The sequence below is a fragment of the Kitasatospora sp. NA04385 genome (assembly GCF_013364235.1).
Lineage (GTDB): Bacteria > Actinomycetota > Actinomycetes > Streptomycetales > Streptomycetaceae > Kitasatospora.
The window spans coordinates 7,773,340-7,796,581 of the sequence record NZ_CP054919.1; the positions used below are offsets into that span (position 1 = coordinate 7,773,340).

The 23,242-nt window shown below is 74.6% G+C and carries 22 protein-coding genes; 9 read left to right on the top strand and 13 right to left on the bottom strand.

The window, feature by feature from the left end; translation table 11 throughout:
- Positions 1-231 precede the first annotated feature (231 nt).
- On the bottom strand, positions 232-450 hold the full coding sequence (locus HUT16_RS34385; protein ID WP_176191915.1) for a heavy-metal-associated domain-containing protein: 219 nt from the start codon (positions 448-450) through the stop codon (positions 232-234).
- Positions 451-857: 407 nt separating this feature from the next.
- Between HUT16_RS34385 and HUT16_RS34390 the strand changes: the two genes are divergently transcribed.
- Complete coding sequence (locus tag HUT16_RS34390; RefSeq protein WP_176191916.1) at positions 858-2,162, top strand: MATE family efflux transporter; 1,305 nt, start codon at positions 858-860, stop codon at positions 2,160-2,162.
- 172 nt (positions 2,163-2,334) lie between these two features.
- On the opposite strand, the gene HUT16_RS34395 is transcribed toward HUT16_RS34390, so the two are convergent.
- Complete coding sequence (locus HUT16_RS34395) at positions 2,335-2,895, bottom strand: GNAT family N-acetyltransferase (RefSeq protein WP_176191917.1); 561 nt, start codon at positions 2,893-2,895, stop codon at positions 2,335-2,337.
- Positions 2,896-3,157: 262 nt separating this feature from the next.
- On the bottom strand, positions 3,158-3,589 hold the full coding sequence (locus tag HUT16_RS38920; RefSeq protein ID WP_254898131.1) for an SAV_915 family protein: 432 nt from the start codon (positions 3,587-3,589) through the stop codon (positions 3,158-3,160).
- 252 nt (positions 3,590-3,841) lie between these two features.
- Between HUT16_RS38920 and HUT16_RS34400 the strand changes: the two genes are divergently transcribed.
- A complete protein-coding gene (locus HUT16_RS34400; RefSeq protein WP_254898132.1) occupies positions 3,842-4,570 on the top strand; it encodes a carbon-nitrogen hydrolase family protein in 729 nt (242 codons plus the stop codon).
- A gap of 31 nt (positions 4,571-4,601) precedes the next feature.
- Here the strand turns inward: HUT16_RS34400 and HUT16_RS34405 are convergent, their stop codons facing one another.
- Entirely contained in the window at positions 4,602-5,096 is a 495-nt protein-coding gene (locus HUT16_RS34405; protein ID WP_176191918.1) for a DUF5709 domain-containing protein, read from the bottom strand.
- A 1,167-nt stretch (positions 5,097-6,263) separates the two neighbouring features.
- Between HUT16_RS34405 and HUT16_RS34410 the strand changes: the two genes are divergently transcribed.
- Entirely contained in the window at positions 6,264-9,209 is a 2,946-nt protein-coding gene (locus HUT16_RS34410) for a LuxR family transcriptional regulator (RefSeq protein WP_176191919.1), read from the top strand.
- A 387-nt stretch (positions 9,210-9,596) separates the two neighbouring features.
- On the opposite strand, the gene HUT16_RS34415 is transcribed toward HUT16_RS34410, so the two are convergent.
- Entirely contained in the window at positions 9,597-9,857 is a 261-nt protein-coding gene (locus HUT16_RS34415; protein ID WP_176191920.1) for a hypothetical protein, read from the bottom strand.
- 14 nt (positions 9,858-9,871) lie between these two features.
- On the bottom strand, positions 9,872-10,078 hold the full coding sequence (locus tag HUT16_RS34420) for a hypothetical protein (RefSeq protein ID WP_176191921.1): 207 nt from the start codon (positions 10,076-10,078) through the stop codon (positions 9,872-9,874).
- A gap of 293 nt (positions 10,079-10,371) precedes the next feature.
- Between HUT16_RS34420 and HUT16_RS34425 the strand changes: the two genes are divergently transcribed.
- On the top strand, positions 10,372-10,599 hold the full coding sequence (locus HUT16_RS34425; RefSeq protein ID WP_176191922.1) for a hypothetical protein: 228 nt from the start codon (positions 10,372-10,374) through the stop codon (positions 10,597-10,599).
- A 93-nt stretch (positions 10,600-10,692) separates the two neighbouring features.
- Here HUT16_RS34425 and HUT16_RS34430 read toward each other — a convergent pair whose 3' ends face one another.
- Complete coding sequence (locus HUT16_RS34430; protein WP_176191923.1) at positions 10,693-11,922, bottom strand: glutathionylspermidine synthase family protein; 1,230 nt, start codon at positions 11,920-11,922, stop codon at positions 10,693-10,695.
- 5 nt (positions 11,923-11,927) lie between these two features.
- Positions 11,928-12,272, bottom strand: coding sequence for a hypothetical protein (locus HUT16_RS34435; RefSeq protein WP_254898133.1), 345 nt, complete (start codon positions 12,270-12,272; stop codon positions 11,928-11,930).
- 147 nt (positions 12,273-12,419) lie between these two features.
- Between HUT16_RS34435 and HUT16_RS34440 the strand changes: the two genes are divergently transcribed.
- Positions 12,420-12,842, top strand: a complete 423-nt coding sequence (locus HUT16_RS34440) for a DUF350 domain-containing protein (protein WP_176191924.1) — start codon at positions 12,420-12,422, stop codon at positions 12,840-12,842.
- 65 nt (positions 12,843-12,907) lie between these two features.
- On the opposite strand, the gene HUT16_RS34445 is transcribed toward HUT16_RS34440, so the two are convergent.
- From HUT16_RS34445 to HUT16_RS34455, 3 genes are all read right to left on the bottom strand, one after another.
- Positions 12,908-14,080 (bottom strand): homoserine O-acetyltransferase, encoded by a 1,173-nt coding sequence (locus HUT16_RS34445; RefSeq protein ID WP_176191925.1) that lies wholly within the window; start codon positions 14,078-14,080, stop codon positions 12,908-12,910.
- Between the two features lie 38 nt (positions 14,081-14,118).
- Entirely contained in the window at positions 14,119-15,441 is a 1,323-nt protein-coding gene (locus HUT16_RS34450; RefSeq protein ID WP_176191926.1) for a bifunctional o-acetylhomoserine/o-acetylserine sulfhydrylase, read from the bottom strand.
- Between the two features lie 342 nt (positions 15,442-15,783).
- Positions 15,784-16,665: a LysR family transcriptional regulator gene (locus tag HUT16_RS34455; RefSeq protein ID WP_176191927.1), complete on the bottom strand. Its 882-nt coding sequence runs from the start codon at positions 16,663-16,665 to the stop codon at positions 15,784-15,786.
- A gap of 81 nt (positions 16,666-16,746) precedes the next feature.
- On the opposite strand from HUT16_RS34455, the gene HUT16_RS34460 reads away from it, so the two are divergent.
- Positions 16,747-17,715: an EamA family transporter gene (locus HUT16_RS34460; RefSeq protein WP_303392121.1), complete on the top strand. Its 969-nt coding sequence runs from the start codon at positions 16,747-16,749 to the stop codon at positions 17,713-17,715.
- 92 nt (positions 17,716-17,807) lie between these two features.
- On the opposite strand, the gene HUT16_RS34465 is transcribed toward HUT16_RS34460, so the two are convergent.
- Entirely contained in the window at positions 17,808-18,854 is a 1,047-nt protein-coding gene (locus HUT16_RS34465; RefSeq protein ID WP_176191928.1) for a C40 family peptidase, read from the bottom strand.
- A gap of 535 nt (positions 18,855-19,389) precedes the next feature.
- Here HUT16_RS34465 and HUT16_RS34470 point away from each other — a divergent pair.
- Both HUT16_RS34470 and HUT16_RS34475 read left to right on the top strand, forming a co-directional pair.
- Positions 19,390-20,208 (top strand): GNAT family N-acetyltransferase, encoded by an 819-nt coding sequence (locus HUT16_RS34470; RefSeq protein WP_176191929.1) that lies wholly within the window; start codon positions 19,390-19,392, stop codon positions 20,206-20,208.
- Between the two features lie 133 nt (positions 20,209-20,341).
- Positions 20,342-21,193, top strand: a complete 852-nt coding sequence (locus HUT16_RS34475) for a DUF4253 domain-containing protein (RefSeq protein ID WP_176191930.1) — start codon at positions 20,342-20,344, stop codon at positions 21,191-21,193.
- A 392-nt stretch (positions 21,194-21,585) separates the two neighbouring features.
- Here HUT16_RS34475 and HUT16_RS34480 read toward each other — a convergent pair whose 3' ends face one another.
- A complete protein-coding gene (locus HUT16_RS34480) occupies positions 21,586-22,650 on the bottom strand; it encodes a hypothetical protein (protein WP_176184184.1) in 1,065 nt (354 codons plus the stop codon).
- Between the two features lie 110 nt (positions 22,651-22,760).
- Between HUT16_RS34480 and HUT16_RS34485 the strand changes: the two genes are divergently transcribed.
- Positions 22,761-23,111 (top strand): 5-carboxymethyl-2-hydroxymuconate Delta-isomerase, encoded by a 351-nt coding sequence (locus tag HUT16_RS34485; RefSeq protein ID WP_176191931.1) that lies wholly within the window; start codon positions 22,761-22,763, stop codon positions 23,109-23,111.
- Positions 23,112-23,242 lie beyond the last annotated feature (131 nt).

Consider the following 23,242-nt stretch of genomic DNA (forward strand, 5'->3'; position numbering starts at 1 on the left):
GCGGGATGATTCACCGCTGCACCGACTGGTAAAGCAGATGCCCGGGCGGCCGACGGTGGAATAACGGCGGCCGCCCGGGCGACTCTCCGGGATCCGGAGGTGGTTACGCAGAATTACCCGTAAGAGTGAATGCGGGGATTTTTCCCCGGAGAGGGGATTGAGTGGAATCGAGCGGCGGTAACTGAATGGACGGCGGCGAGGGGTGTGAGGAGGTGCCGGTCCGACAGTGGTTCAGATCCGACCGATCAGGGCGAACCCGGCATCGGTGACGGCCGAGCGGATCTGCTCGTCCTGGAGCGGTTCGGCGGATTCGACGGTCACCTGACCGGACTTCGCGTCGGCGGTGACGTTGGTGACGCCGTTCAGTGCGGTCAGTCCGGCGGTAACGGTCCGCTCGCAGTGGCCGCAGCTCATTCCCTCGACGGTGAAGACGGCGGTGGTGGTGGACATGGATGGCCTCCGTTGGGCGGTCAGGATTCGGGGCGGCCCCGCAGGGCGGAAGGACGCCGTACAGCACAACGCACCCGGTCGGGGCTGGGTATCGGGACACGCCGGTGGGTGCCCCCAACGAGTGGTGCCCTGAATGGGAGTTCGCCACGGGCCGGCGGCCGGATGGTCCGCCGGGTCCGGGCATCGGGTGCGGTAGGGGCCGAAGGGCGGCCGGGCCGTCGACCGGGCACGCCCTCGGCCGGTCGCCCGCCGGAATTTCCGGTCGGCCCTGCCGAGGGTGCGGTGAATTTATTTGTTGAATTCTTAAAAATGTCCCGCTACGGTCGGCCGCGTCGATATCGCCGACGCCCGCCGGGCGGCCGTCGACACAATGAGGAGGGGGAACGATGGGGCAGACAACGACAAAGGTGGAGAAGCGAGAACCCGCACTCGTAGCACTGGACGCCTCGGCCGGACGGTTCGCCGTCTCCATCCTGCTCGGCCTGGTGGCCGGACTCGTGCTACAGGCCTGGACAGTGGCCTTCCTGGGCCGGTTGGGCCCCGAGGCGCTCTACGTCAGGTCGGTGTACACGCCGATCGGCTACCTCGTGCTCGCGGTCACGGAGGGGCTGGTGGTGGCCACCCAGGTCTCCGCCGGCATCGCCGCCCGGAACGGCAGGAGCCGGGAAGCGCTCAAGTCCGTACCGACGTTCTTCGCGGTCGGCGCGGCGCTGCTGGCACTGCAGGCCCTCGTCATGCTGGTGGCGTCCGGTCCGATCCTGGCCGCCCTCGGGGTCGCCCCGGGCGCACGGCACTCGGTGTTGGTCTTCGTCGTGACCCTCGCCCTGACCAGCACGGCCGGGTTGGTCCCCTATCTCGGCGGGGGTGTCCTGCGCGGTTTGGGACACACCGGGCCGGCGGCCTGGCTCGGTGTGCTGTTCACCGCGCTGTCCATCGTCGGAACGCTCGTGCTCCACGCGGTCACGGGGCTCGGCGTGCTGGCGGTGCCGATCGGTGGCCTGCCCGCCACGCTGATCATCGGAGTGGCCGTCGCGGTCGTCCTCCGGCGCAAGCAGGTGGCCAAGCCTCCGCTGACCGGCGACCAGGTCGCGGTGCGTGAACTCCTGGGCCTCGGTGCGCCGGTGGCGGGCACGTTCCTACTGCTGTCCACCGTGACCTTCGGCTACCTGCGGGTGCTGCGCGAGGCCGGGTCGACCGAGGTCGCCGGATTCTCGCTCGGGCAGATGGCGGTCGGGCTGCTGATGGTGATCGCGATGGCAGTGGGTTCCGGTACGGCGATCGCCGTCACCCTGCGGCCGGGCGAGAACCGGAGGGAGCTCAACTACGCGGGTCTGGTCACCGCCCTGCGGCTGTCCATTCCCCCGTACCTGCTGCTCGGCGCGGTGGCGTTCCTGTTCCGGGGGCCGATCACCCGCGCCCTGACCACCGACCGGGCCGCGGCCTCGGTGGCGGCCGGATACTTCGCCTGGGTCGGCCCCACCCTGGTGCTCTTCGGCGGGACGCTCGCACTGCTCGGCTACCTGGAGCAGATCGGCCGGGCGGGGACGGCGTTCCTGCTGAACGTCGCGTACTTCGCACTGATGCTGACCGCCGCGTTCCTCATACCCGGGCCCGTCGACGCGGGAGACCTGGCTCGACTGATGGCGGCGGGCAACGTCCTCGGATTCGTCACACTCTGGTTCAGCGTGCGCTTCTTGGTCCTGCGCCGGTGACGGGTGGAGGTGGATGACGGCGTGCCAAGAGGGACGGCGGGACGACGGCGGGCCGACGCCACCGCGGGTGCCGCTTTCGGACCGGGGCCGGGAGCGGAGGCGGGTAGGCCGCGGCGGATTCCCTCCGGGTGTCCGGGGCGGGACGCGTTCCGGTGGCGCCGACCCTGGTGCGTCAGACGGCCGCCAGGTCGTCGGGCACGAGCGAGAAGACCACCAGGTCGACTCGGCCGGTGTGGACGTAGCCCGCGTTCCGGAGCACGCCCTCCCGGTGGAAACCGGCCTTCTCGGCCACCCGCTGGGAAGCGGTGTTGTCGGTGGCGGCGAACAACTGCAGCCGCTGGAAGCCCTGTTCGCCCAACAGCCACTCGCCGAGCGCGCGTGTCGCCTCCGTCATCACGCCACGGCCGCGGGCCCACGGCGCGGCCCAGTAGCCGACCTCGCTCACTCGGGCCGGCCAGTCGGTCTTCTTGAGTCCCACCGTGCCCAGCAGTTGACCGGACCCGGCATCGGTGACGGCGAAGTGGATGCCGTCGCCGGACGTGCGAAGGCGGTGCGAGACCTCGGTGCACCAGGACGCCGCGTGCTCGGTGGTGTACGGCTGGGGCAGCGGCAGCCACTGCTGAGTCAGTTCGTCCGAGCAGGCGGCCCTGGTCTCCTCCACGTCCGCCGAGGTGAAGGGACGGAGCAGCAACCGATCGGTGCGCAGGACGGTTTCGGGAAATATCGGCGGCACGGGGGGCTCCTGGTCGGATGGCGAAGGGAGGGTGGAGCGTCTTCGGTACGCCTTGGTGTGCGGAATTCCCGCACACGCCCGGATCGCGAATTGCCGGCGGACAGCCTGTCGCTCCTGAGTCCACAGGCTGCGGTGGCGCCCGTGGCCGCTCACTCTAGCGGGTGCGGAAATCGGTCTCCATTGAGAACGAACCACTACCGCGAGCACTGAATTCGGTATCCGGCCAAGCGGTTTCCGGGGCCGTGGCGGTCTCCGTCGGCAGTCAGTCGGAACGGAGGGCCACGGTCCGCGAGGGGGCGGAGCCCCGGGCCGGGCGGGAGGCGACAGGAGGTTCGAGGACGGAGGTGAAAGCGGCGTCGAGTCGCGGACGGTTTCGCGGGGCGGCGGCCACGAGCTGCGGGTCGACGGTGAGGACGGTGATGCCCAGGGGCGTGACCAGCGCTCGCAGGGCGGGTTCGGAGAGTTCCGCCCAAGGCTGGGCGGGCCCGCACACGCGGGCCAGGAGGGTCCTGGAGGTGAAAGCGACAGCGGTCCGGTCACCGAGCGGGGTGCGGAAGACCAGCGCGGTGCGGCCCAGCGGCCCAGGCCTGACGGGTATCAGGAGAAGGCCGGCCGGGGCGTGTTCCGCAGGCTCCGGGTCCGCGGGTTCCGGGTCCGCAGGCTCTGGATCCGCGGCGTCGTGGCACTGCTGCATGGGATGCCTCCACGTGGACGGTGGTCGCGAGAACGTGCCGGGCGTCCATCCGGCGCGGCGACCTCATGGCACCGACGCTACGCCGGAAGTCCCGGCGAGGTACCGCGCCCTGACGCCTTCTTGATCCCCGAGGCGTCCGGGCTGGCCGGTCGCAGCGGTCGCAGCGGCCGGACGGGGAGCGGTGCGGCGTGGGGACGGCCGATAGCGTTCGAGTGGTTGGAGCGGTCGAGTGACGGAGAAGGGAGCAGATGGGTGCGGGTACGAGTGGCGGCGGCCCAGTTCGAGTGCGTCGAGGGGGACGTGCGGGCCAACGTGCGGCGGATCGCCGACCTGGCGGCGGAGGCGAGGGAGACGGGCAGCACGGTCATGGTCTGTCCGGAGCTGGCGCTCACCGGGTACGCGCCCGAGCTGATCGGCGCGGACCGGACGCTGTGGACCGAGGCGGAGGACGTGCGCCTCGACCCGCTGCGGGTCACGGGGATCACGGTGGTGGTCAACGGGGCCGCGGCGGGGCCGGGCGGTCGGCCACAGATCGTCAGCACGGTGTACGCGCCGGACGGCGCCCTGGCGGCGGTGTATGCGAAGGAGCACCTGTACGAGAACGAGCGGGAGGTGTTCGAGCCGGGTAGTGGCGGCGGGCGCTTCTGGGCGGGCGGCGTCGGCTACTCGCTGGGCACCTGCTTCGACAACCACTTCCCCGAGGTGCCCGCGCGGAACGCCGCCCTGGGCTGCCAGGTCCACCTCGCGAGTTCGCTGTACGGGACGGGAAGCGGACGCGAGGAGCGCGGCGCCGTCCACCCGGCGATCGCCCGGGCCACCGGCATGTACGTGGTGCTCGCGAACCACGTCGGCCCCGCCGGGGCGTGGACGGGCTGCGGAGGCAGCGCCGCATGGGCACCGGACGGAGCCGTGGTGATCGAGGCCGATGAGAGCGGGCCCCGGCTGCTGGTGGCCGACCTGGAGGTGGAGGTGCGCGACTGAGAACGGGGAGCCCGGTCCGCCGGGCCGGGGCTCAGCGGTAGTCGTCGTCGGGCACGCGGTCGGCCAGGTCGTCGAGCACGGTGAACCGGACCGCCTCGCGCAGCGGCTCGTCCGGCTCGGCGTCGTCGAACTCGGCCTCGCTGTCCTCGTCCGGGTACACCAGGTGCACGGCGGCCTCCTCCGCGGTCGCGGCACCGGCGTCCGGGCCGACGTCGGTGCCCTCGGTGTCGATGCCGTCCTCGACCAGGCGGCCGGCCCGTGGCGAAGGCCCGTCGGCCCAGCGGTCGTCGACCGCCTCGGGGCTGTCGTCGGGTTCCTCCTCCGCCAGCAGCTGGTCCAGGGACTCGCCCTGCTCGGCCTCCTCGGGGGTGGTGCCGTACGCGGTGGCGCCCCGGTAGCCGTCCGGCGGGATGACCCCGGTGTCGAGCGGGTCGTCGTCCAGCCGGTCGGTGAGCAGGGAGTCGGCCGGTTCGAGAACGCCGTCGTCCTCGGCGGGTTCCGGGTCCTGGGCGTCCCAGTCGGTCATGACAGCACCTGTCCTCGTCACTCGGGGTGTGAGGTCACACGCAGTTCCTTCATGCTCGCCAGGGAGCCACCCCGCCCGCAACACGGCGCGGCGCCGAGAGCCCGGGTCCGGTGTCGGGGTGGATGGCTTCTGGTAGGGGTGCGGGGTGGTGGGAGGGCGGTTGCTGCGCAGGTGGGGGGCTTGATGGTGGTCTGCTTGTCGGGTGGCCGGGGCGGGGTGTTCCGGGGTGGGCTGGTGGTCAGGAACGTGTCAGCGGTGGTGTCGGTGGCGTAGCGGGTGCGCCGAGAGCCCGGGTCCGGTGTCGGGGTGGATGGCTTCCGGTAGGGGTGCGGGGTGGCGGGGGGACGGTTGCTGCGCAGGTGGGGGGCTTGATGGTGGTCTGCTCGTCGGGTGGTGGGGGGGGGGTGTTCGGGGGGGGGCTGGTGGTCAGGAACGTGTCAGCGGTGGTGTCGGTGGCGTAGCGGGTGCGCCGAGAGCCCGGGTCTGGTGCCGGGGTGGATGGCTTCTGGTAGGGGTGCGGGGTGGTGGGAGGGCGGTTGCTGCGCAGGTGGGGGGCTTGATGGTGGTCTGCTCGTCGGGTGGTCGGGGCGGGGTGTTTTGGGGTGGGTGGTGGTCAAGAACGCGTCAGCGGCGGCGCTGGTGGCGTAGCGGGTGCGTCAAGAAGGGGGCGGGGACCGGGGCGGCTGAGGTGGGCTGAGAGGTGTCGGGCAGGTCGGGAGGACAGGGAGACGGTGACGGTGGCGGAGATGGCGGACACGGTCGGTGAGCGGACACCGGTTGGCTGCGGGCAGGTGCTGGTCGGGCCGTGGCCCGGGTCGCGGAGCACCGGAGGGACGGCGGAGCGGGTGGAATGCGAGGACGAGGGCGGGGAGGGTACGGGTGAGGGCGGAGCTGGGCAGGGCGCGGCCGTTCGCTGCCGCCACGGGCTGGGCTGGTGGGTCGAGTAGGCGGTCGACCGATCGTGGCGGCGCGCACGCGGCTGGTTCCGGCCGGGAGGTGGTGGGAGGACGAAGGGTCCGGCGGCTGGTGGGCCCGGCTGTTCCGGGGGTGGGGAGGGTGGCGGTCGGAGTCCGGGGCGTCGGGGCGGCACGGCATGATGGGGCATATGGAACGTACGTGCTCTCGCCGGTTTGTGCGGTCGGGCCGGGTGTACGGGTGGGGTGCGCGGTGACGCGGCAGGACGGCGGAGCGCCGGGTTTCGTCGGGCGGCGGCGCGAAGTGGCGTGGCTGGTCCAGGCGCTGCGGGCCGCGCCCGCCGTGGTGCTGGTGGAGGGCGATGCCGGGGTCGGGAAGTCCGCACTGGTCGGGCGGGCACTGGCCGAGTCCGGGGCACCGGGGGAGCGGGTGCTGACCGGCCGGTGCCACCCGGTGGCCGGGCCGGCCCCCTACGGTCCGCTGCTGGACGCGCTGCGGCGCAGCCGTCCGGTGCTGGCGGAAGCCGCCCAGCTGCCGCCGAGCACCGGCGCGCTCCGCAGCAGGCTGCCGGACCTGGCCGACCTGCTGCCGCCGGACGTCCCCGGTGCCGGGGGCGACGAGCGCTACCGGCTGACCCAGGGCCTGCGGGCCCTGCTCGACGCGCTGGGCGAGGTGGTGCTGCTGGTCGAGGACGCGCAGTGGGCCGATCGGGCGACCAGGGAGCTGTTGCTGCTGCTGGCCAGGGACCCGCACCCCGGCCTCTCGCTGGTGGTGACCTACCGGCCGGAGGAACGGCCGGACGGGTCGCCCGTGCTGGGAACGGCCTACCGTCGCCCGCCGGGAGTCTCCGGAGGGCTGCTCCGGGTCGAGCCGCTGGAGCGGGCGGAGGTGCTGGAGCTCGCCCGTGCCGCGCTCGGCGGCAGCGCGACCGGCCCCGCTGCGGGTACCGGCTCCGCTGCGGGTACCGGCTCCGCCGCTGGCCCCGGCGGCGCGGTCAGCATCGGGGCCGGTACCGGGGCCGGCATCGCGACCGCGCTCGCCGCCCTGCTGCACGAACGGTCCGGCGGGCTCCCCGCCGCGATCCTGGAAGACCTGGCGGCCCTGCAGGAGGACGGCCGCCGGACGGACCCCGTCGCCGCCCTGACCGGCGCGGAGCCGGCCCGCGGCCTGCGCGACGCGGTCACCGAGCGGCTGGCCCGCCTCGGCGAGGCGGCTCGCCGGGTTGTCGAGGCCGCCGCCGTGCTGGACGAGCCCGCGAGCGAGGAACTGATCGCCGAGGTCTCCGCGCTGCCCGCCGAACAGGTCTCCTCCGGCCTGGTGGAGGCCCTGCACGCGGCGGTGCTGGACGAGCCCGCCCCGGCCAGGTACGCGTTCCGCCAGGAGCCGGCCCGGCAGGTGGCGTACCGGCGGATACCCGGCCCGGTCCGCTCCGCGCTCCACCGCCGGGCCGTCGAGGCGCTGCGCACCGTAGAACCGCGTCCGCTCGCCCGGATCGCCGTGCACACCCGCGCCCTCGGCGACCGGGACGCCTGGCCGCCCGCCGCCGAAGCCGCGGCCGAACAGGCCGTGGAACGGGGCGACACCGCCGCGGCCGGTTCGCTGCTGCGCGAACTGCTCGCCGAGGCCGACCTCACCCCCGAGCGCCGGGGTCGAGCCGCCCGGGCGCTGGCCGGCCTCGCCGCGAACGCCGCCTACGACGCCGCCAGCACCGAGGCCCTGGCCGGCATCATCGCCGATCCCCGGCTGCCGATCGCCGACCGTGGCGAAGTCCGGCTGACCCTCGGCCTGCGGATCGCCGTCCAGGGCGGCGACCGGGACGGCTTCACCCTGATCGAACAGGCCGCCGACGAACTCATCGCCGAACGGCCCGCCCGTGCCGCCCGGGCCCTGATCGCGCTCGCCATGAACGAACGCGACGGCGGCAGCTCCGTGGCCTGGGAACGGATGGCCAAGGCCGCCGCCGCACTGGAGACCGAGCCCGACGAGGAGGTGGCCGCCGCCTACCGCGCCACCCGGCTCACCTTCCAGGCCCGCGAGGGCGACCCGGAGCTGTGGCCCGAACTCGACCGGCTGCCGCGCGGCGCCTCCAGCCCCGAACTCGTCCGGCAGACCACCCGGGCCCTGTTCAACGTCGGCGACATCGCCATGGAGACCGGCCACGACCGGCGGGCCGGACGGCTGCTCACCGAGAGCCGCGCCCTGGCCCGGCGGGCCGCGATCTCCTACCTGGAGTGCTACAGCCGGATCGCCCTGCTGCGCCTCGACGGCCTGGCCGGGCACTGGCAGGGGCTGGAGGAGCGGTTCGAGGCGCTCGGCACCGAGTACCCGGACGTGGCGATGGCCAAGGCCGAGCGCGCCATGCTGTTCGGCCGGATCGCCGCCTCCCGGGGGCGGCTGGCGGCCGCGCGGGCCGAGTTCGAGTCCGCCGCCAGGTACGGCGAACGCGAGTCGCAGGTCACCGCGGCGATCCGGGCCGCCGCCGGGCTGGGCGGGGTGGAACTGGTGGAGCACGGTGCGGAGGCCGCCGCCGTGGTGCTCGGGCCCGCCGTCGCGATGCTGCGGCAGGCCGGGGCCTGGGCCCGCGGCGGGGAGGTGCTGCCGATCGCCGTCGAGGTCTCCCGGGGCGTCGGCGACGAGGGCGCGGCCCGGCACCTCACCGAGGAGGCGGCAGAGGCGCTCGACGGGGTGGACGCGCCCGCCGCGCACGCGGGGCTGCACCAGGCGCGGGGCGTCCTGCTGGAGGGCGTCGATCCGGGCGGCGCGATCGAGTCCTACCGCCGGGCCCGGGACGCCTGGCGGAACATCGGCCGCCCCTACGAGGCCGCGAAGGCGGAGGAGCGGCTCGCGCGGGCGCTCGCCGACCGGGACGCGCAGACCGCGGCCGAGCGGCTGGCCGCCGCCGAAGCCGCCTACAACACCCTCGGGGCGGCCTCCGACGCGGCCCGCTGCCAGCACGTCCGGCGCGACCTGGGCCTGGGGCGGATGGCCTCGCCGGGGCGGCGTGGTTACGGCGAGTCGCTCTCGCCGCGCGAGCGGCAGGTCGCGGAGCTGGTGGGGCAGGGCGTCAGCAACCAGGACATCGCGCAGGCCCTGTTCCTGTCCCCGCGCACGGTCGAGCACCACGTGGCCAGCGTGCTGCGGAAGCTGGGCGTGGGACGGAAGGACGTGGCGGAGGCGCTGGCCGAGAGCGAGGGCTGAGCCGGCGGAGGCGCCCGGAGCCGGGAACGGCCGTCGGGCACGGGGCCACGGGACGGCACGGGTGCGGTGCGGGCGCGACACGGATGGGGGCGCGGCGTCGCTGTCGGCGGTGTGGACACGGGACGGCCCCGGGCCGGGGGCCACGGGGCAGGTGCTGCGGACCACGAGTGGCGGGCCGGGCCGACCCCACCGGTTCGCAGTGGGGTGGCGGTCGGGCGGGCTGAACCGGTGGTGCGGCTTCGTACAGGGCGCGGGCCCTTCGCCGGGCCCTTCGGCAGGATCTCCGGCAGGTCGCTCCGGTCGGCGCGCCCAGGTCACGGGTGGTGACGGTGGCTCAGGTGCGGGCGGTGGCCCGTGGCTGACGCCCGGTCAGGGGCTGAGGCCCGGTCAGTGGTGGAGCGTGGCGCGGGCGGCGGCGGTGTCGATGCGGGCGCCGCGGCGGTGCCGGAGGGCGGGATGCGCGTACGCGGTGGTGGCGGCCGCGCCGAGGGCCTCGTCGTAGGTGAGGGCGCGGACGGCGAAGGTCTGTTCGCCGCGCGCGCCGGTGGGGCTGGTGGTGGGCATGGTGACCAGCCAGAGCGGGAGGTCCGCCGCGGTGAGGTGCCGCGGTGCGGGCGCGGGGGCCGGGATGGTGGCGGTGATCGTCATGGCGGTGACCGGGTTCAGGGGCGGGGGTGGTGGGCGAGCCGGGCGAGACGGGTGAGGGTGGCGCGGCGGGTCTGGCGTTCGACGGTGCCGCGGCGGTCGGCCGCGGGCGGGTCGGTGAGGGCGGTGAAGTGCTCGCTGGCGTACAGGCGGAAGCGCTCGCGGCGGGTCATCCGGACCTCCGGGTCGAGGGTGTGCGTCGGGGGTGGGAGGGGAACGGCCACCAGCTAAGCGGTCGGTGGGTGCGGTGATCAATGCGTAGCGGTACCCATCGCGGCGGGCGAAGGGTGGGTAGTGGCCCGGTCGGGACGGGGGTACCCAGGGTTCGGGGCGGATGTTGGGTAGGGGATACGCATTGTTCGGCCCTCGGGAGTCGGGCTTTGCTTGGAGTGTTCCCGATGGCGGCCGCCGGTCGGGAACGCCCGAGCGAAGCCAGGCCCCGGCCGCCCAGGAGGTTGCGATGACCCGCCGTGAACTCTTCCGACGTTACGCCGCCGAGCACTTCACCGCCCCGGACGTGTCCGCCGCCGGCCGGGCCCGCTGCCGGGGGACGGTGGAGCGGCAGACCAGCCGCGCCCGGCTGGCCTCGCTGGCGCGGATCGCCCCCCGGTACCCGGTGCCGACGGCGGGTGGCGCGCTGCCCGGCCGACGCGGGGGCGCGGAGCCGTCGACCGAGGGGGTCCGGGCCGTGCGGATTCCGGCGCAGCGGTCGTCCGCGGGCCGTCCCGCCGCCTCGGGCGGCTGAGCCCGAGCGCGGGGAGCGCGCGGGAACGGGGGAGCGCGGACCGCCCCCTGACGGGCGGTCAGGGGGTGGGCGGAGGATCAGCGGACCAGCGGATCAACGAATCAGGTGGGGGAGGAAACGGGCGCCCTGGTGGGTGATGGGGCTGTCGTCCGTCTCGCGGATGCCCAGTCCGGCGGACTCGCCGTCGACGACCCAGGTCCCGAGGACGGGGCGGTTGCCGTCGAAGTCGGGCAGCGGGTGGTACTGCTGGTAGCAGTAGCCCTCGGCGCCGTAGCGGTCGGGGTCGCCGGCCCAGTCGGCGAGCCGGGTCTGGCTGCCGTCGGGTTCGACGATCCGGATGCCGGCGCCCTCCCGGCCGAGCAGCGGCTTGGCGGCGTACCCGGGGCCGCCCGGGTCGGCGAGCTCGCGCGGGCCGTCGAGGTAGGCGGGCAGCAGGTTGGGGTGGCCGGGGTTGAGCTCCCACAGGACGGCGAGCAGGGCCTTGTTGGAGAGCAGCATCTTCCAGGCGGGCTCGATCCACAGGGTGGAGCCGGTGCCGCCGCCGAGGTCGATGACCTTCAGCAGCTGGTCGGCGAACTCGTCGTCGACCAGCCACTCCCACGGGTACAGCTTGAACGCGGAGCGGATGAACCGGTGCTCCAGGTCGACGAAACGGCCGGACAGCTCGTCCCAGCCGATGTCCTCCATCGCGATGCCGACCGTTCGCAGCCCGGCCTGCTCGGCGCACTCCTGCAGGTAGAGGGTGGTGAGCCAGTCCTCGCCCTCGGTGTCGCCGCGGGAGTGCGCGAAGTGGACCGGCCCGGGCGGCAGCAGGTGCTTCTGGCTCGCCCAGGACTCGACCAGCCGCTCGTGCAGGGAGTTCCACTGGTCGGCCTCGGGGAAGCGCTCCTCCATCCAGAACCACTGCGGCCCGGCGGCCTCGATCAGCGAGGTGGGGGTGTCGGCGTTGTACTCGAAGAGCTTGGCCGGGCCGGTGCCGTCGTAGGCGAGGTCGAAGCGGCCGTACACGCTGGGCTGCTCGTCGCGGCGGCGCCAGGACTCGGCGACGACGGCGGCCAGCCGCGGGTCGGTGATGCCGAAGTCGGCGAAGCGGCCGGTGCGCACCACGTGCTCGGCGGCGGCCAGGGAGAGCGCGTGGAGCTCCTCGACCACCTCCTCCAGGGCCTCCACCTCGGGCAGCGAGAACTCGTAGTAGGCGCTCTCGTCCCAGTAGGCGTGCGGGCCGCCCTGGTTGCAGGGGTCGGAGCACATCGCGTACACGAGGCCCTGGGACTCGACGGTGGCCAGCCAGTCGGGGCGCGGGGTGATGGTGTAGCGGCGCACCCGGATCAGCCCCCGCCCGAACCGCTGCTGCCGCTGCTCCCCTTGGGGCAGCCGAAGCCGCCGCGCTTGGCGGCCGACTTGTTGAAGGTGCCGCCGCTCGCGGTGGTGGTGCCGTAGCCGCAGTAGTACCACTGGCCCGCGCCCGAACCGCCCGCCGAGCAGGAGTGCGAGTCGAGGACCTTGAGGGTGGACGGGTCCACGCAGCGGCTGGGCGTCTTGGTCGACGAGGAGCAGCCGGAGAGGGTCAGCGCGAGGGTGCCGACCATTCCCAGGGCGACGAAGCCCGAGCGGCGGCGGGCGCCGGGTATCGGCCGGTCCGGTCCGGTGGCGGGGGAGGGCGGCGGTGTCATGGCGGATCATCGTACGCGGGCCGCCGGATGCTAAGGGAGGTGCCCCCGGAAACTGACGGGACGCCAGTGGCATGGGATATCTTTTGCCGATCCTTGACCACGGTCCGGCCGCCCGGCCGCCGACGACCTCCCGGGGAGCCCCCGCAGATGAACGACATATTCCACGGCCTCGGCGCGGCCGCGGTCTACGGCCTGGTCGGCCTGGTGCTGCTGTTGCTCGGCTACCTGCTGATCGACGTCCTCACCCCCGGCAAGTTGGGCCGGCTGATCTGGGCCGAGGGCAACCGCAACGCGGCCGTGCTGCTCAGCTCGGCGCTGCTCGGCGTCGGCGGCATCGTCTACACCGCGATCCGGTACACCTACGAGGACTTCGGCAAGGGCCTGCTGTCCACGCTCTGCTTCGGCGTCCTGGGCCTGCTGCTGATGGCGCTCGCGTTCTGGCTGCTGGACCTGCTCACCCCCGGGCGGCTCGGCGCGATCCTGGTCTCCACCGAGCCGCACCCGGCGGTGTGGGTGTCGGCGAGTTGCAACCTTGCCGCGGCCGCGATCGTGGCCGCCTCGATCGCCTGAGCCTGAGCCTGAGCCTGACGTCTGAGTCTGAGCGGTCGGACGGCCGCGGGGCGCGGAGGGGCCGGTCAGCGGCGGGCGGCCGGCAGCAGTTCGGCGAGCAGCGGCGCCACCTGGCCGGTCTCCAGCAGGAACCCGTCGTGGCCGTACGGCGAGGAGAGCACCCGCAGCGCGTCGGCGTCCGGCAGCAGCGCCGCCAGTTCGGCCTGCTGGGTGGGCGGGTACAGCCGGTCCGAGTCGATCGCGGCGACCAGCGCCGGAACGGCGGCCCGGCGCAGCGCGGCGGCGGTGCCGCCCCGGCCCCGGCCGAGGTCGTGCGCGTTCATGGCCTGGTTGAGGACGACGTAGCTGCCCGCGTCGAAGCGGTGGGCGAGCTTCGCGGCGTGGTGGTCGAGGTACGACTCGACGGCGAACCGCCCGCCCCGCCACGGGTGTTCGCCGGACTGCGGGACGCGGCCGAAGCGGGCGGCGAGCTCGGGCTCGCTGCGGTAGGTGATCTGGGCCAGCCGGCGGGCCAGGCCCAGGCCCCGGTGCGGGCCGCCGCCCGGCGGCAGGTGGTGGTAGTCGCCGCCGTGCCACCCCGGGTCCGCGCGGATCGCGTGCAACTGCGCGGAGGCGTGCGCGATCTGCTCGGCCGACGCGGCCGCCGTGCTGGCCAGCACCAGCAGCGCCCCGACCCGCCCCGGGTGCGCCACCGCCCACTCCAGGGCGCGCATCCCGCCCATCGACCCGCCGACGACCAGCGCCCAGCGGTCGATCCCGAGGACGTCCGCGAGGAGCACCTCGGCGGCGACCTGGTCGCGCTGGGTGAGGAACGGGAACCTGCTGCCCCACGGCCGCCCGTCCGGCGCGGCCGAGGCCGGGCCGGTGGAGCCCTGGCAGCCGCCGAGCACGTTCGGCGCGACCACGAACCAGCGGTCGGTGTCCAGCGCCCGCCCCGGCCCGACCAGCTCCGTCCACCAGCCCGCCGTCGGGTGTCCGGGCCCGGCCGGCCCGGTGAGGTGGCTGTCCCCGGTCAGCGCGTGCAGCACCAGCACCGCGTTGGAGCCGTCCGGGCGCGGCGAGCCCCAGGTCTGGTACGCCAGCCGGGCCCCGGGCAGGAAGCCGCCCGCCTCCAGGGCGAGCGGCCCGGGCAGCGCGAACCAGCGCCGCCCGCCGACCGGGTCGCCGTCCCGCCAGGCCCCGGAGGCCGGTGGTGGTGCGGCTACCCCGTCGGTTCCCGGGGCTCCGGGAGCGGGCACCCCGGGAGCCGACGGGGCGGCGTGCCGGGCCGGGCCGTTCAGGACGACGCGCCCTTCGCCGAACGGAAACCCGCCTCCAGGTCGGCCCGCAGGTCCGTGACGCTCTCCAGCCCGACCGACAGCCGCACCAGGCCCGGCGCCGTCCCGGTGGCCGCCAGCTGCTCGGCGTCCAGCTGGCTGTGCGTGGTCGAGGCCGGGTGGATCACCAGGCTGCGCACGTCCCCGATGTTGGCGAGGTGGCTGAACAGCTCCAGCCCGTCCACGAACCGCCGGCCCGCCTCGACGCCGTCGCGCAGCTCGAAGGAGAGCACCGCGCCCGCGCCGCGCGGCAGGTAGTGCTGCGCCGCCGCGTACCAGCGGCTGGACGGCAGACCCGGGTAGTGGACGGCCGCGACCTCGTCGCGCTGCTCCAGCCAGCGGGCCAGCTCCAGGGCGTTCGCGGTGTGCCGCTCCAGCCGCAGCGACAGCGTCTCCACGCCCTGCAGCAGCAGGAACGCCGAGTGCGGGGAGAGCGCCGGGCCGAGGTCGCGCAGCAGCTGCACCCGCAGCTTGGCGGCGAACGCGCCCGGGCCGAGGGCGTCCCAGAAGCGCAGGCCGTGGTAGCTCGGGTCGGGCTCGTTGAAACCGGGGAAGCGCTCCGGGTGGGCGCCGAAGTCGAAGCCGCCGCCGTCCACGACGACGCCGCCGATGGTGGTGCCGTGCCCGCCGAGGAACTTGGTCGCCGAGTGCACCACCACGTCCGCGCCGTGCTCCAGCGGCCGGAGCAGGTACGGGGTCGGCACGGTGTTGTCGACGATCAGCGGCACCCCGGCGGCGTGCGCGACGTCCGCGACGCCGCGCACGTCCAGCACGTTGCCGCGCGGGTTGCCCAGCGACTCCGCGAACAGCGCCTTGGTGTTCGGCCGGACCGCCGCCCGCCAGGCCTCCAGGTCGTCCGGGTCCTCGACGAAGCTCACCTCGATGCCGAACCGGGGCAGCGTGTGCCGCAGCAGGTTGTACGTGCCGCCGTACAGCGAGGCCGAGGAGACCAGGTGATCGCCGGCCTGGGCCACCGTCAGCAGCGCCAGCGTCTCGGCCGCCTGCCCGGAGGCCAGCGCGACCGCCGCCACGCCGCCCTCCAGCGAGGCCAGGCGCTGCTCCAGCACGTCGGTGGTCGGGTTGTGGATGCGGGTGTAGATGTTGCCCGGCTCGGCGAGCGCGAACAGGTCCGCGGCGTGCGCGGTGTCCCGGAAGGAGAACGAGGTGGTCTGGTAGATCGGCACCGCCCGCGCCCCGGTCGCCGGGTCGGGCTGCGCGCCCGCGTGGATCTGCCGGGTCTCGAACGACCAGCCGGGAACGGCCTCGGGGCTCTGCTCGGACATGCTGCTCCTGTACGGATCACGGGCGCGGGCGGGCACGGCGGAGCCGTCGCTCGGGCGCGGGAGGGTGGGGAGGGGGCACCTCCGACGGGCCCGGGCGGCCCGGGGTGCCCTCCGTACCGGGCGGCGCGGCGGCGCCTCCGGACGGTCACGGCGTCAGGTAAGCACAGGCCGCGAACGCCCCGCCAGCGGATCGCGGAAGCGGAAACGGGAGGACACGGGGCGCAATGCACCGGAGACCTGACGGGTCATCATCTGACTGTCTGATCAGCTGAATTGACGACCGGGCGGGCCGGTTCCCGGGTTTCCGCGCCGCTTCCCGGGCCGCCGCGCCGCCCGGCGGCCTCAGCCGGCCTCGTCGGGGATGCCGAGCAGGGCGAGGAACGCCGCGGTCGCCGGAGTGGGCCCGGTGCGCGGCCAGACCACCGTCTCGACCCGGGTCGGCGCGTCGGTCACCTCGACCACCGCGATGCCCGCCAGCTGCGGGACGTACGCGGCGGGCAGCATCGCCACGGCCAGGCCCGGGCCGACCAGGCGCGGGATGTACGAGGCCTCGTCGACCTCGAAGGCCACGTCGCGCACCAGGCCGGCGGCGGCGAATGCCAGGTCGGTCTGGGCCCGGCCCGCACTGCCCGCCGGGAGGTCGACGAAGGGCTCGGCGGCCAGTTCGCGCAGCGGCACCCGCTCCCGGGCGGCCAGCGGGTGGTCCGGGGAGACGGCGGCCACCAGCCGCCCGCGGGCGAGCTCGCGGGCCGTCACGCCCTCGGGCCGGAAGGTGGTGGGCAGCCCGAGAAAGGCCACGTCCAGGGCGCCCTGGCGGACCTGCTCGACCAGGTCCTTGCTGGCGCCCACCCGCAGGCTGATCCGCACCTGCGGGTGCCGGCCGCGGAACTCGCGCAGCCCGGCCGGGATGTCCACCGCGGTGACGGTCGAGATCAGCCCCACCGCGAGCCGCCCGCGCACCTCGCCGACCGCCGCCGCGACCTCGGCGGCCGCCCGCTCGGCCGCCTCCAGGCACTGCCGGGCGGCCGGCAGGAACGCCTCCCCGGCGGCGGTCAGCCGGACCCTGCGGCTGGTGCGCTCGAACAGGCGGGCGCCCAGCTCCTGTTCGAGCCGGGCGATCTGGTGGCTGAGCGCCGACTGCACGACCAGGCAGTGCTCGGCGGCCCGGGTGAAGTTCAGCGTCTCGGCGACCGCGAGCACGTAGCGCAGCTGCTGGAGTTCCATGCGATCCATCATGGAACGAGATCGATGAGCTGACAAACATGTGTTGGACTCATCGATCGGGCCGGAGCCAGACTGCTGGACATGAGAGCGAACACCGGCACCACTCCGACCGTCAGCCCGCTTGACACCCCGCCCCCGCAGGCCGGACCGCCCCGGGACGGCAGCGGCGGGGGCCCGGAGACCGGCACCCTGCGCCGCACCGCGCTCACCGCGCTGGCCCCGATGGTCTGGGGCACCACCTACGTGGTCACCACCGAACTGCTGCCCCCCGGCCACCCGATGTTCGCCGCCCTGCTGCGCGCCCTGCCCGCCGGGCTGATCGCACTGGCCCTCACCCGGACGCTGCCGCGCGGCAGTTGGTGGGGCAAGGCCGCCGTGCTCGGCGTGCTGAACATCGGGCTGTTCCTGCCGCTGCTGTTCACCGCCGCCGAACGCCTCCCCGGCGGCGTGGCCGCCACCCTCGGCGCGGCCCAGCCGATGGTCGTCGCCCTGCTCGCCGTCCCGGTGCTCCGGCAGCGGCTGTCCGCCCGGCGGCTCGGCTGGGGGCTGGTGGGCGTGCTCGGCGTCGGGCTGGTGGTGATCGGCCCGGCCGCGGCGCTGGACGCCGTCGGGGTGGCCGCCGGACTGGGCGGCGCCGCCACCATGGGGCTCGGCGTCACGCTCACCAAGCGCTGGGGCCGCCCCGAGGGCGTCGGCCCGCTCGCGCTGACCGGCTGGCAGCTCACCGCCGGCGGGCTGTTCCTGCTCCCCGCCACCTTCCTGTTCGAGGGCGCGGCCCCGGCGGTCGACGGCCGGGCCGCGCTCGGCTACCTGTGGCTCGGCCTGGTCGGCGGACTGCTCACGTACGCGCTCTGGTTCCAGGGCATCGGCCGCCTCCCGGTCACCGGCGTCGCGGTGCTGGGCCTGCTGTCGCCGCTGGTCGCGGCGGTGCTCGGCGCGCTGCTGCTGGACCAGACCCTCGGGGCGGTGCAACTGCTGGGCTTCGCGCTGGCGCTGGCGTCGATCGTGGCCGGCCAACTGCCCGAACGGCGCGCGGCCGCCGGCCGCTGAGCTGCCGCGCTGTCGTCGTAGCTTCGTCGCGCTGTCGTTCGGCACCGCGCGGCTGCGGCCGTCCGGGGTCGGGCGGCCGCGGCGCCCGCGGGTCAGACCCGGCGGATGGTGCTGATCGACAGGGCGTCGACCGCCATGGTGCGGACCGGCGCGCCGGGCTTCGGCGCGTGCACCACCGTGCCGTTGCCGATGTACATGGCGACGTGGTCCTGGGCGCCGTGCACGTTGTAGATCACCAGGTCGCCCGGCTGGGCGTTGTGCCAGTCGCGGCCCACGCTGCTGCCGACGCCGGCCTGCTCCTGCGAGGTGCGCGGCAGGTGCACGCCGGCCTGCGCGTACGCGTACACCATCAGCCCGGAGCAGTCGAAGCTGTTCGGCCCCTGGGCGCCCCAGACGTACGGCTTGCCCCGCTGGGCGAGCGCGATGCCCATGGCGGTCTGCGCGGCGGCGCTGCTCGCCTTCGGCAGGGAGCCGAGGTCCACCCGGTCGGAGCCGCGCGAGGCGGTGCCCGTGTTGTCGGCCAGGATCGCGGCCCGGTCGGCGGCGCTGAGCTGGTTCAGCAGGCGCTGCGACTCGGCGAGCTTGGACTGCACCTCGGTCTTGGTGTCGTTCAGCGTCCGGGTCTCGCCGTCCAGCTCGGCCAGAACCTCGGCGGTCTCCTGCTTCTGCTGGTCCAGGCGGCGCTGCTGCTCCTTCAGCGCCTTGAGCACGTCGCTCTGGGTGCTGGCGGCCTGGTCGAAGGAGGACGCCTTGGCCAGGTACTGGTCCGGGTCGGAGGAGAGCATCAGCTGCATCGACGGGTCGACGCCGCCCTGCCGGTACTCGTCCGCGGCCACCACCGCGAGGCCGGAGGCCAGTTCGGTCAGCTGCTCCTGGCTGCGGGCCACCTGGTCCTGCAGGTCGTTGGCCTGCTGGCGCAGCTGGTCGGCCCGCTCCTTGGCCCCGTTGTACTTCTCGGTGGCCTGCTCCATCTCCCCGGTCAGCTTGTCGACCTGGGCCTTCACCTCGTCCTTGGACGGCTGGGCCGGCGCCGCCTGCGCACCGACCTGAGCCGACAGGGCGACCGCGGTCGCGGCGGCACCGGTGAGGACGACCACCCGGGCGCGACTCGGCTGCTTGGGACGGCGGTGGGAGGCCATGCGGCTCCTTCTTCCGGTCGGACACATTCGTTCGAGTGATCGTCCGAATATAGGTTTGACGCCAGACCGTAATGAAATACCGGCGCCGCGTCCACTCCCGCCGCCCCCGAAGCGCGCTGCGGACGGTGGCCACTGACTGTACGTCAGCCGACGGGCGGGCCGGGTGGCGGGGTCGGGAAAGCGCGGTCGGTGAGGTGTCACGCGTGGCGGGGCTGATCGGCGAGCGGACCGCCGGACGGGTCCCGGGCCGGTTTGACCAGGGCGAACGCATCGGCTGAGCCGTCCGGGTGCGTAGTGGCTGGACGTCCGGGATGCGCCGGATCCAGGTGTCCGGGCCCGGGGGTGAACGGGCCCTCGGGCTGCGTTCGTCGGTCGGGCCGTTCTTCGTGCGGCAGGTCGAAGGGCTGCCCGATCGGGAAGCGGCGATCCTGCGCCGGCTCGCCGACCGGCTGGAGCGGTGCGGGGCCGGGGCGGTGCGGGTGGCTCGGGCCACCCCGGGCGGGGCGGCGGGCGGGGTCGGGCGCAGAATGGGTGCGTGCTCGAACTGACGACCGAGGAGCGACTCCGCGCCGCCACCGATGATGACAGCGTGCTCCTCTGGGCCGCCCAGGGACTCACCGGCGGCGCCCGCGCCTGGGCCCGCGGTCGGGCCGTCGCCGTCACCACCCCCGCCCTCTCCGGGCGCGACCGGATCGCCGTCCGCGGCCCCCTCGCGGACCTGCTGCCGCTGCTCGACGACCTGCTGGCCCTCGTCGGCCCGAGCTACCGCCCGTTCGGCGACGCCGGGCTGCTCGCCGAACTCTGCGCCCACCGGGGCGGCCTGGAACCGCTCGGAAGCTTCGGATGGATGCAGCGCACGGCGGCCAGCCTGCCGCTGCTCGACGGTGACGGCGGTGACGGCGGTGACGGCGGGGGCGGCGGGGGCGGTGACGGCGGGGGCGACAGGCGGCCGACCGCCCGCTGGCTCGCGCCCGGTGAACTGGACGAGGCCGCGGAGCTGATCGACCGGTACTTCCCCGCCTCGCACGCCCACCCGCACCGGCCGGGCGTCCGCGCCTGGGCCGGCGTCCGGGACGAGGAGGGGCGGCTCACCGCCCTCGCCGCCGACGCCTGGCCCGCCCCGAGCGTCGGCCTGCTCGCCGGTGTCGTCAGCGACCCCGTGCACGGGCGCGGGCGCGGGCACGCGGCAGCCGCCTGCCGACTGGTGCTCGCCGGGATCCTCGGGCGCTCGACGCACGCCGCACTGATGGTGGACGCCTGGAACGAACCGGCGATCGGGCTCTACCGGCGGCTCGGCCTCGAACACCGGCAGTTGGGCGCGGCCGCGCAGCGGGGTGCGGCGGAAGATCACTGAGGGGGGCACCGAGGGGGCGCTGAGGGGGCGTTGACTGAGTAGGGGGTGGCGCCCGTGTCCGGAGAGCGTGTCCATGGTGCGGCGCGGCGGTGCGGTGGCGGGGATCGTCAGCGGCGGTCGCTAGCGTGTTCGCATGACCGATGCCGAGCACGATCTGCGCCGTCTGCTGCCCAGCGGCGACCCGAGTGCCGTGGCCGGGTTGCTGCCGGCCGGACGGCTGATCAACCCCCTGGACGATGGGGAGGACACGGCCCCCGTGCTCTGGCTGAGCGACGGGCCCGCGCCGATCGGGCTGTGGGAGGAACTCCACCGCGCGCACCCGCGCAGCGGGTTGTGGCCGCTGCTGCTCGCGCCGCTGCGGGCGGCCGACGAGGAGTTCCGGCCCTGGGGGACGGGCGAGCTCAGCACCGCCTCCGCCAGCGAACCCGACTGGTACGACCCGGCCGCGCTGCTGCGCACCGGCTGGGAGTACTCCACGGTGGTGGATTCCGACGGCGAACCGCTCGACCCGGAGGAGACCTCCGAACTCGGGCGCTCCATCGCCCCGTTCCTCGACGGCTGGCCCGGTACCGCGCCCGCCGCCGAGCGGGCCGGGGACCCCGACGGCGCGGCCCGGGCGCTCGCCCGGGAACTGCTCGCCCGCGACGCCGGGCTGCGGATCGGCCTGGTGGCCGCCGACAGCGGGGCCGAGGCGCTCACCGCCTGCGGGTGGTCCGGCCCGGTCAACCACGAGGACGACATCGCCAAGGTGTCCGCCGTCCTGCTGGACTGGGAACGCCGCTACGGCACCCGGCTGGTCCAGGTCGGCTTCGCCGAACTGGAGTTGAGCGTGGCCGCCCCGCCCGGCGACGAGTGCAACGCGCTCCGGATCGCCGCCGAGCACCTGGCGTTCTGCCCCGACAACATCTTCCAGGGCGCGGGCACGCTCACCGAGTACGCCTCCGGGCTGGTCGGGGCGGAGCAGTGGTCGTTCTGGTGGGACTGACCGGCTTCGCCGCCGGGCGATTCGCCCGCGCGCTCCGGAACCTGGTCCGGAATTCCTGACGCAACGTCAACTCCGCTTGATCGCGGCTCGCTCGGGCGAGTGAAGAATCGCACGAATATTCGCTCCACCGGGTGGTTTGACCTCCGTATACCAAGGATCCCGTCGTGGCGGCCCCTAGGGTTGCCGACGAGACGAAAGGTCGAACACGGTACGGGCCGGGCCATCGGGTCGAAGTGCCCAGGGGGGAGCGAACCATGACGGAAAGCACCAGGACAGACACCATCAGCACGGACGCCATCAGGACGGACGCTGGCGTCATCGGGAGGCGGCGCCCGGCAGGCCTCGCTCCCACCCCCGCCCGGCGGGCAGCCTCCTGCCGGGGCGGCCGCTGGTCAGACCGGCTTCGCGGTCTGCTGCGGCAGCTGGTTGGTGGCTGCCAGCACCTCGCCGTGGAGCTTCGCGCCCGTGGCGCGGCGCAGTTCGGCGACCTCGGCGTCGGCCACCGACACCGTGAGGGTGTAGGGCGCCGGTCCGGCGACCGCGTGGTCGCTGCCGATCCGCGGGAACAGGCCGGTGGCCAGGGCCTGTGCGTCGACGCCGGGGCAGAGGGCGTCGGCGGGCAGCACCACGTGGGCGGACGCGCCGTTCTCGGTGATCAGCCAGCCGTGGCCGTCGGGGGTGTGCTCGGCGTCCTGCACCGTGGTGGGCAGCCCGTACGCGGCGGCCACCACACCGTCCGGGCCCTCGATCTCGACCGCGACGCCCGCACTGCCCAGCGGTGCGGTGAGCGCCAGCGGGGCGTTCGAGCCGGAGCCGAGCCGCAGGTCGAAGGTGAATTCGCCGGGTCGGTCGGTGCCCGTGGACTGGTAGCCGTAGGAGTCGAAGCGCAGCCAGGGCCCGGTGGACTCCTCGTCGGGGAGCGAGGTGGCGGCGGTCGGGAAGCGGTGGTAGCCGTGCTGCCCGCACGCGCTGCCGGCGAACGTGCCGCCGCCCGGGAGCGCCCGGTCGCCCGCGGGGCGGGGGGTGTCCGGCCGGGTGGAGGACGCGAGCTGCGGGGTGTGCGCCCGGTTCGGGCCGAACAGCAGCCCGCCGACCACCAGCAGGACGATCAGGGTGCCGAGCACGGCGGTCCAGCGCTCGCCCCGGCTCAGGGTGCGGAACCGGGTGCCGAGCGGTTCGCCGCCCCGGCGGCGGCGCAGCCCGCGGAGCCGGGGGAAGCGCCCGGACCGCTCGGCGGAGTCCCCCCGGCGGGAGCGGCGGGACGCCGCCGGGCCGTCCATGGCCCAACGACGGCCGCCGGGGTCGACCGGGGGTTCGCGGCGCCAGCGCTCGGCGAGCATCCGGGCCCGGGCGGACGGTTCGCTCACGGTGGCGGAGCGGACGAAATCCTCGTCCAGGACGAGCCCCTCGAACGGGTCCGGGGGCTCGACGGCATCGGGCTGGCGGCGGTCGGGCATTGCGCCAGTATGCCCGCCGGTGGTGTCGCCGCGGGACTATGTTCTGGATCACGGACGCGGCGACCCGGGAAGGCCCCGGTGCGGGCCGCCGTCCGGGGAGGGCGACCGTCGTGCCGCAGATCCTGATTGACCACTCGCCGGGCCTGGAGTTCGACGTGCTGGGCTTCGCGAAGGAGGTGCACCAGCTGATCCCCGAGGTCATCGACACCCGGGTGGACGACTGCAAGACCCTGGTGCGCCCGGCCGCGTGGCACCTGGTCGGTGACGGCGCTTCGACGGAGGCCGTGGTGATGGTGGAGATCAAGATCCTGGCCGGTCGCAGCGCCGGGGCCCGGGGCACCCTCACGGCCCGGGTGACCGACCTGCTGCGCGGGTACGTCCGGGTGCCGGCCGCGTTCTGCGTGGAGGTCACCGAACTCGACCGGGAGACCTACGTGTTCGTCGACCATCCCGGGCGGTGAGGGCCGTCCCGGCGCCGGTGCCGGGCCCGTACGCCCTCCGGCCCCCGCACCCCCCTGCCTCCTGACCCACTGATCCGTCGGCCGACCTCTCCCGGCCGGGAAGAATCGTTTCGTCGCGTCCGGGAGAGGTG

Bases quoted from the DNA above. Each gene is read 5' to 3' on its own strand.
- HUT16_RS34385 (WP_176191915.1), bottom strand. From the start codon at position 450: ATGTCCACCACCACCGCCGTCTTCACCGTCGAGGGAATGAGCTGCGGC.
- HUT16_RS38920 (WP_254898131.1), bottom strand. From the start codon at position 3,589: ATGCAGCAGTGCCACGACGCCGCGGATCCAGAGCCTGCGGACCCGGAA.
- HUT16_RS34405 (WP_176191918.1), bottom strand. From the start codon at position 5,096: ATGACCGACTGGGACGCCCAGGACCCGGAACCCGCCGAGGACGACGGC.
- HUT16_RS34415 (WP_176191920.1), bottom strand. From the start codon at position 9,857: ATGACGATCACCGCCACCATCCCGGCCCCCGCGCCCGCACCGCGGCAC.
- HUT16_RS34435 (WP_254898133.1), bottom strand. From the start codon at position 12,272: ATGACACCGCCGCCCTCCCCCGCCACCGGACCGGACCGGCCGATACCC.
- HUT16_RS34440 (WP_176191924.1), top strand. From the start codon at position 12,420: ATGAACGACATATTCCACGGCCTCGGCGCGGCCGCGGTCTACGGCCTG.
- HUT16_RS34450 (WP_176191926.1), bottom strand. From the start codon at position 15,441: ATGTCCGAGCAGAGCCCCGAGGCCGTTCCCGGCTGGTCGTTCGAGACC.
- HUT16_RS34455 (WP_176191927.1), bottom strand. From the start codon at position 16,665: ATGGAACTCCAGCAGCTGCGCTACGTGCTCGCGGTCGCCGAGACGCTG.
- HUT16_RS34460 (WP_303392121.1), top strand. From the start codon at position 16,747: ATGAGAGCGAACACCGGCACCACTCCGACCGTCAGCCCGCTTGACACC.
- HUT16_RS34465 (WP_176191928.1), bottom strand. From the start codon at position 18,854: ATGGCCTCCCACCGCCGTCCCAAGCAGCCGAGTCGCGCCCGGGTGGTC.
- HUT16_RS34475 (WP_176191930.1), top strand. From the start codon at position 20,342: ATGACCGATGCCGAGCACGATCTGCGCCGTCTGCTGCCCAGCGGCGAC.
- HUT16_RS34480 (WP_176184184.1), bottom strand. From the start codon at position 22,650: ATGCCCGACCGCCGCCAGCCCGATGCCGTCGAGCCCCCGGACCCGTTC.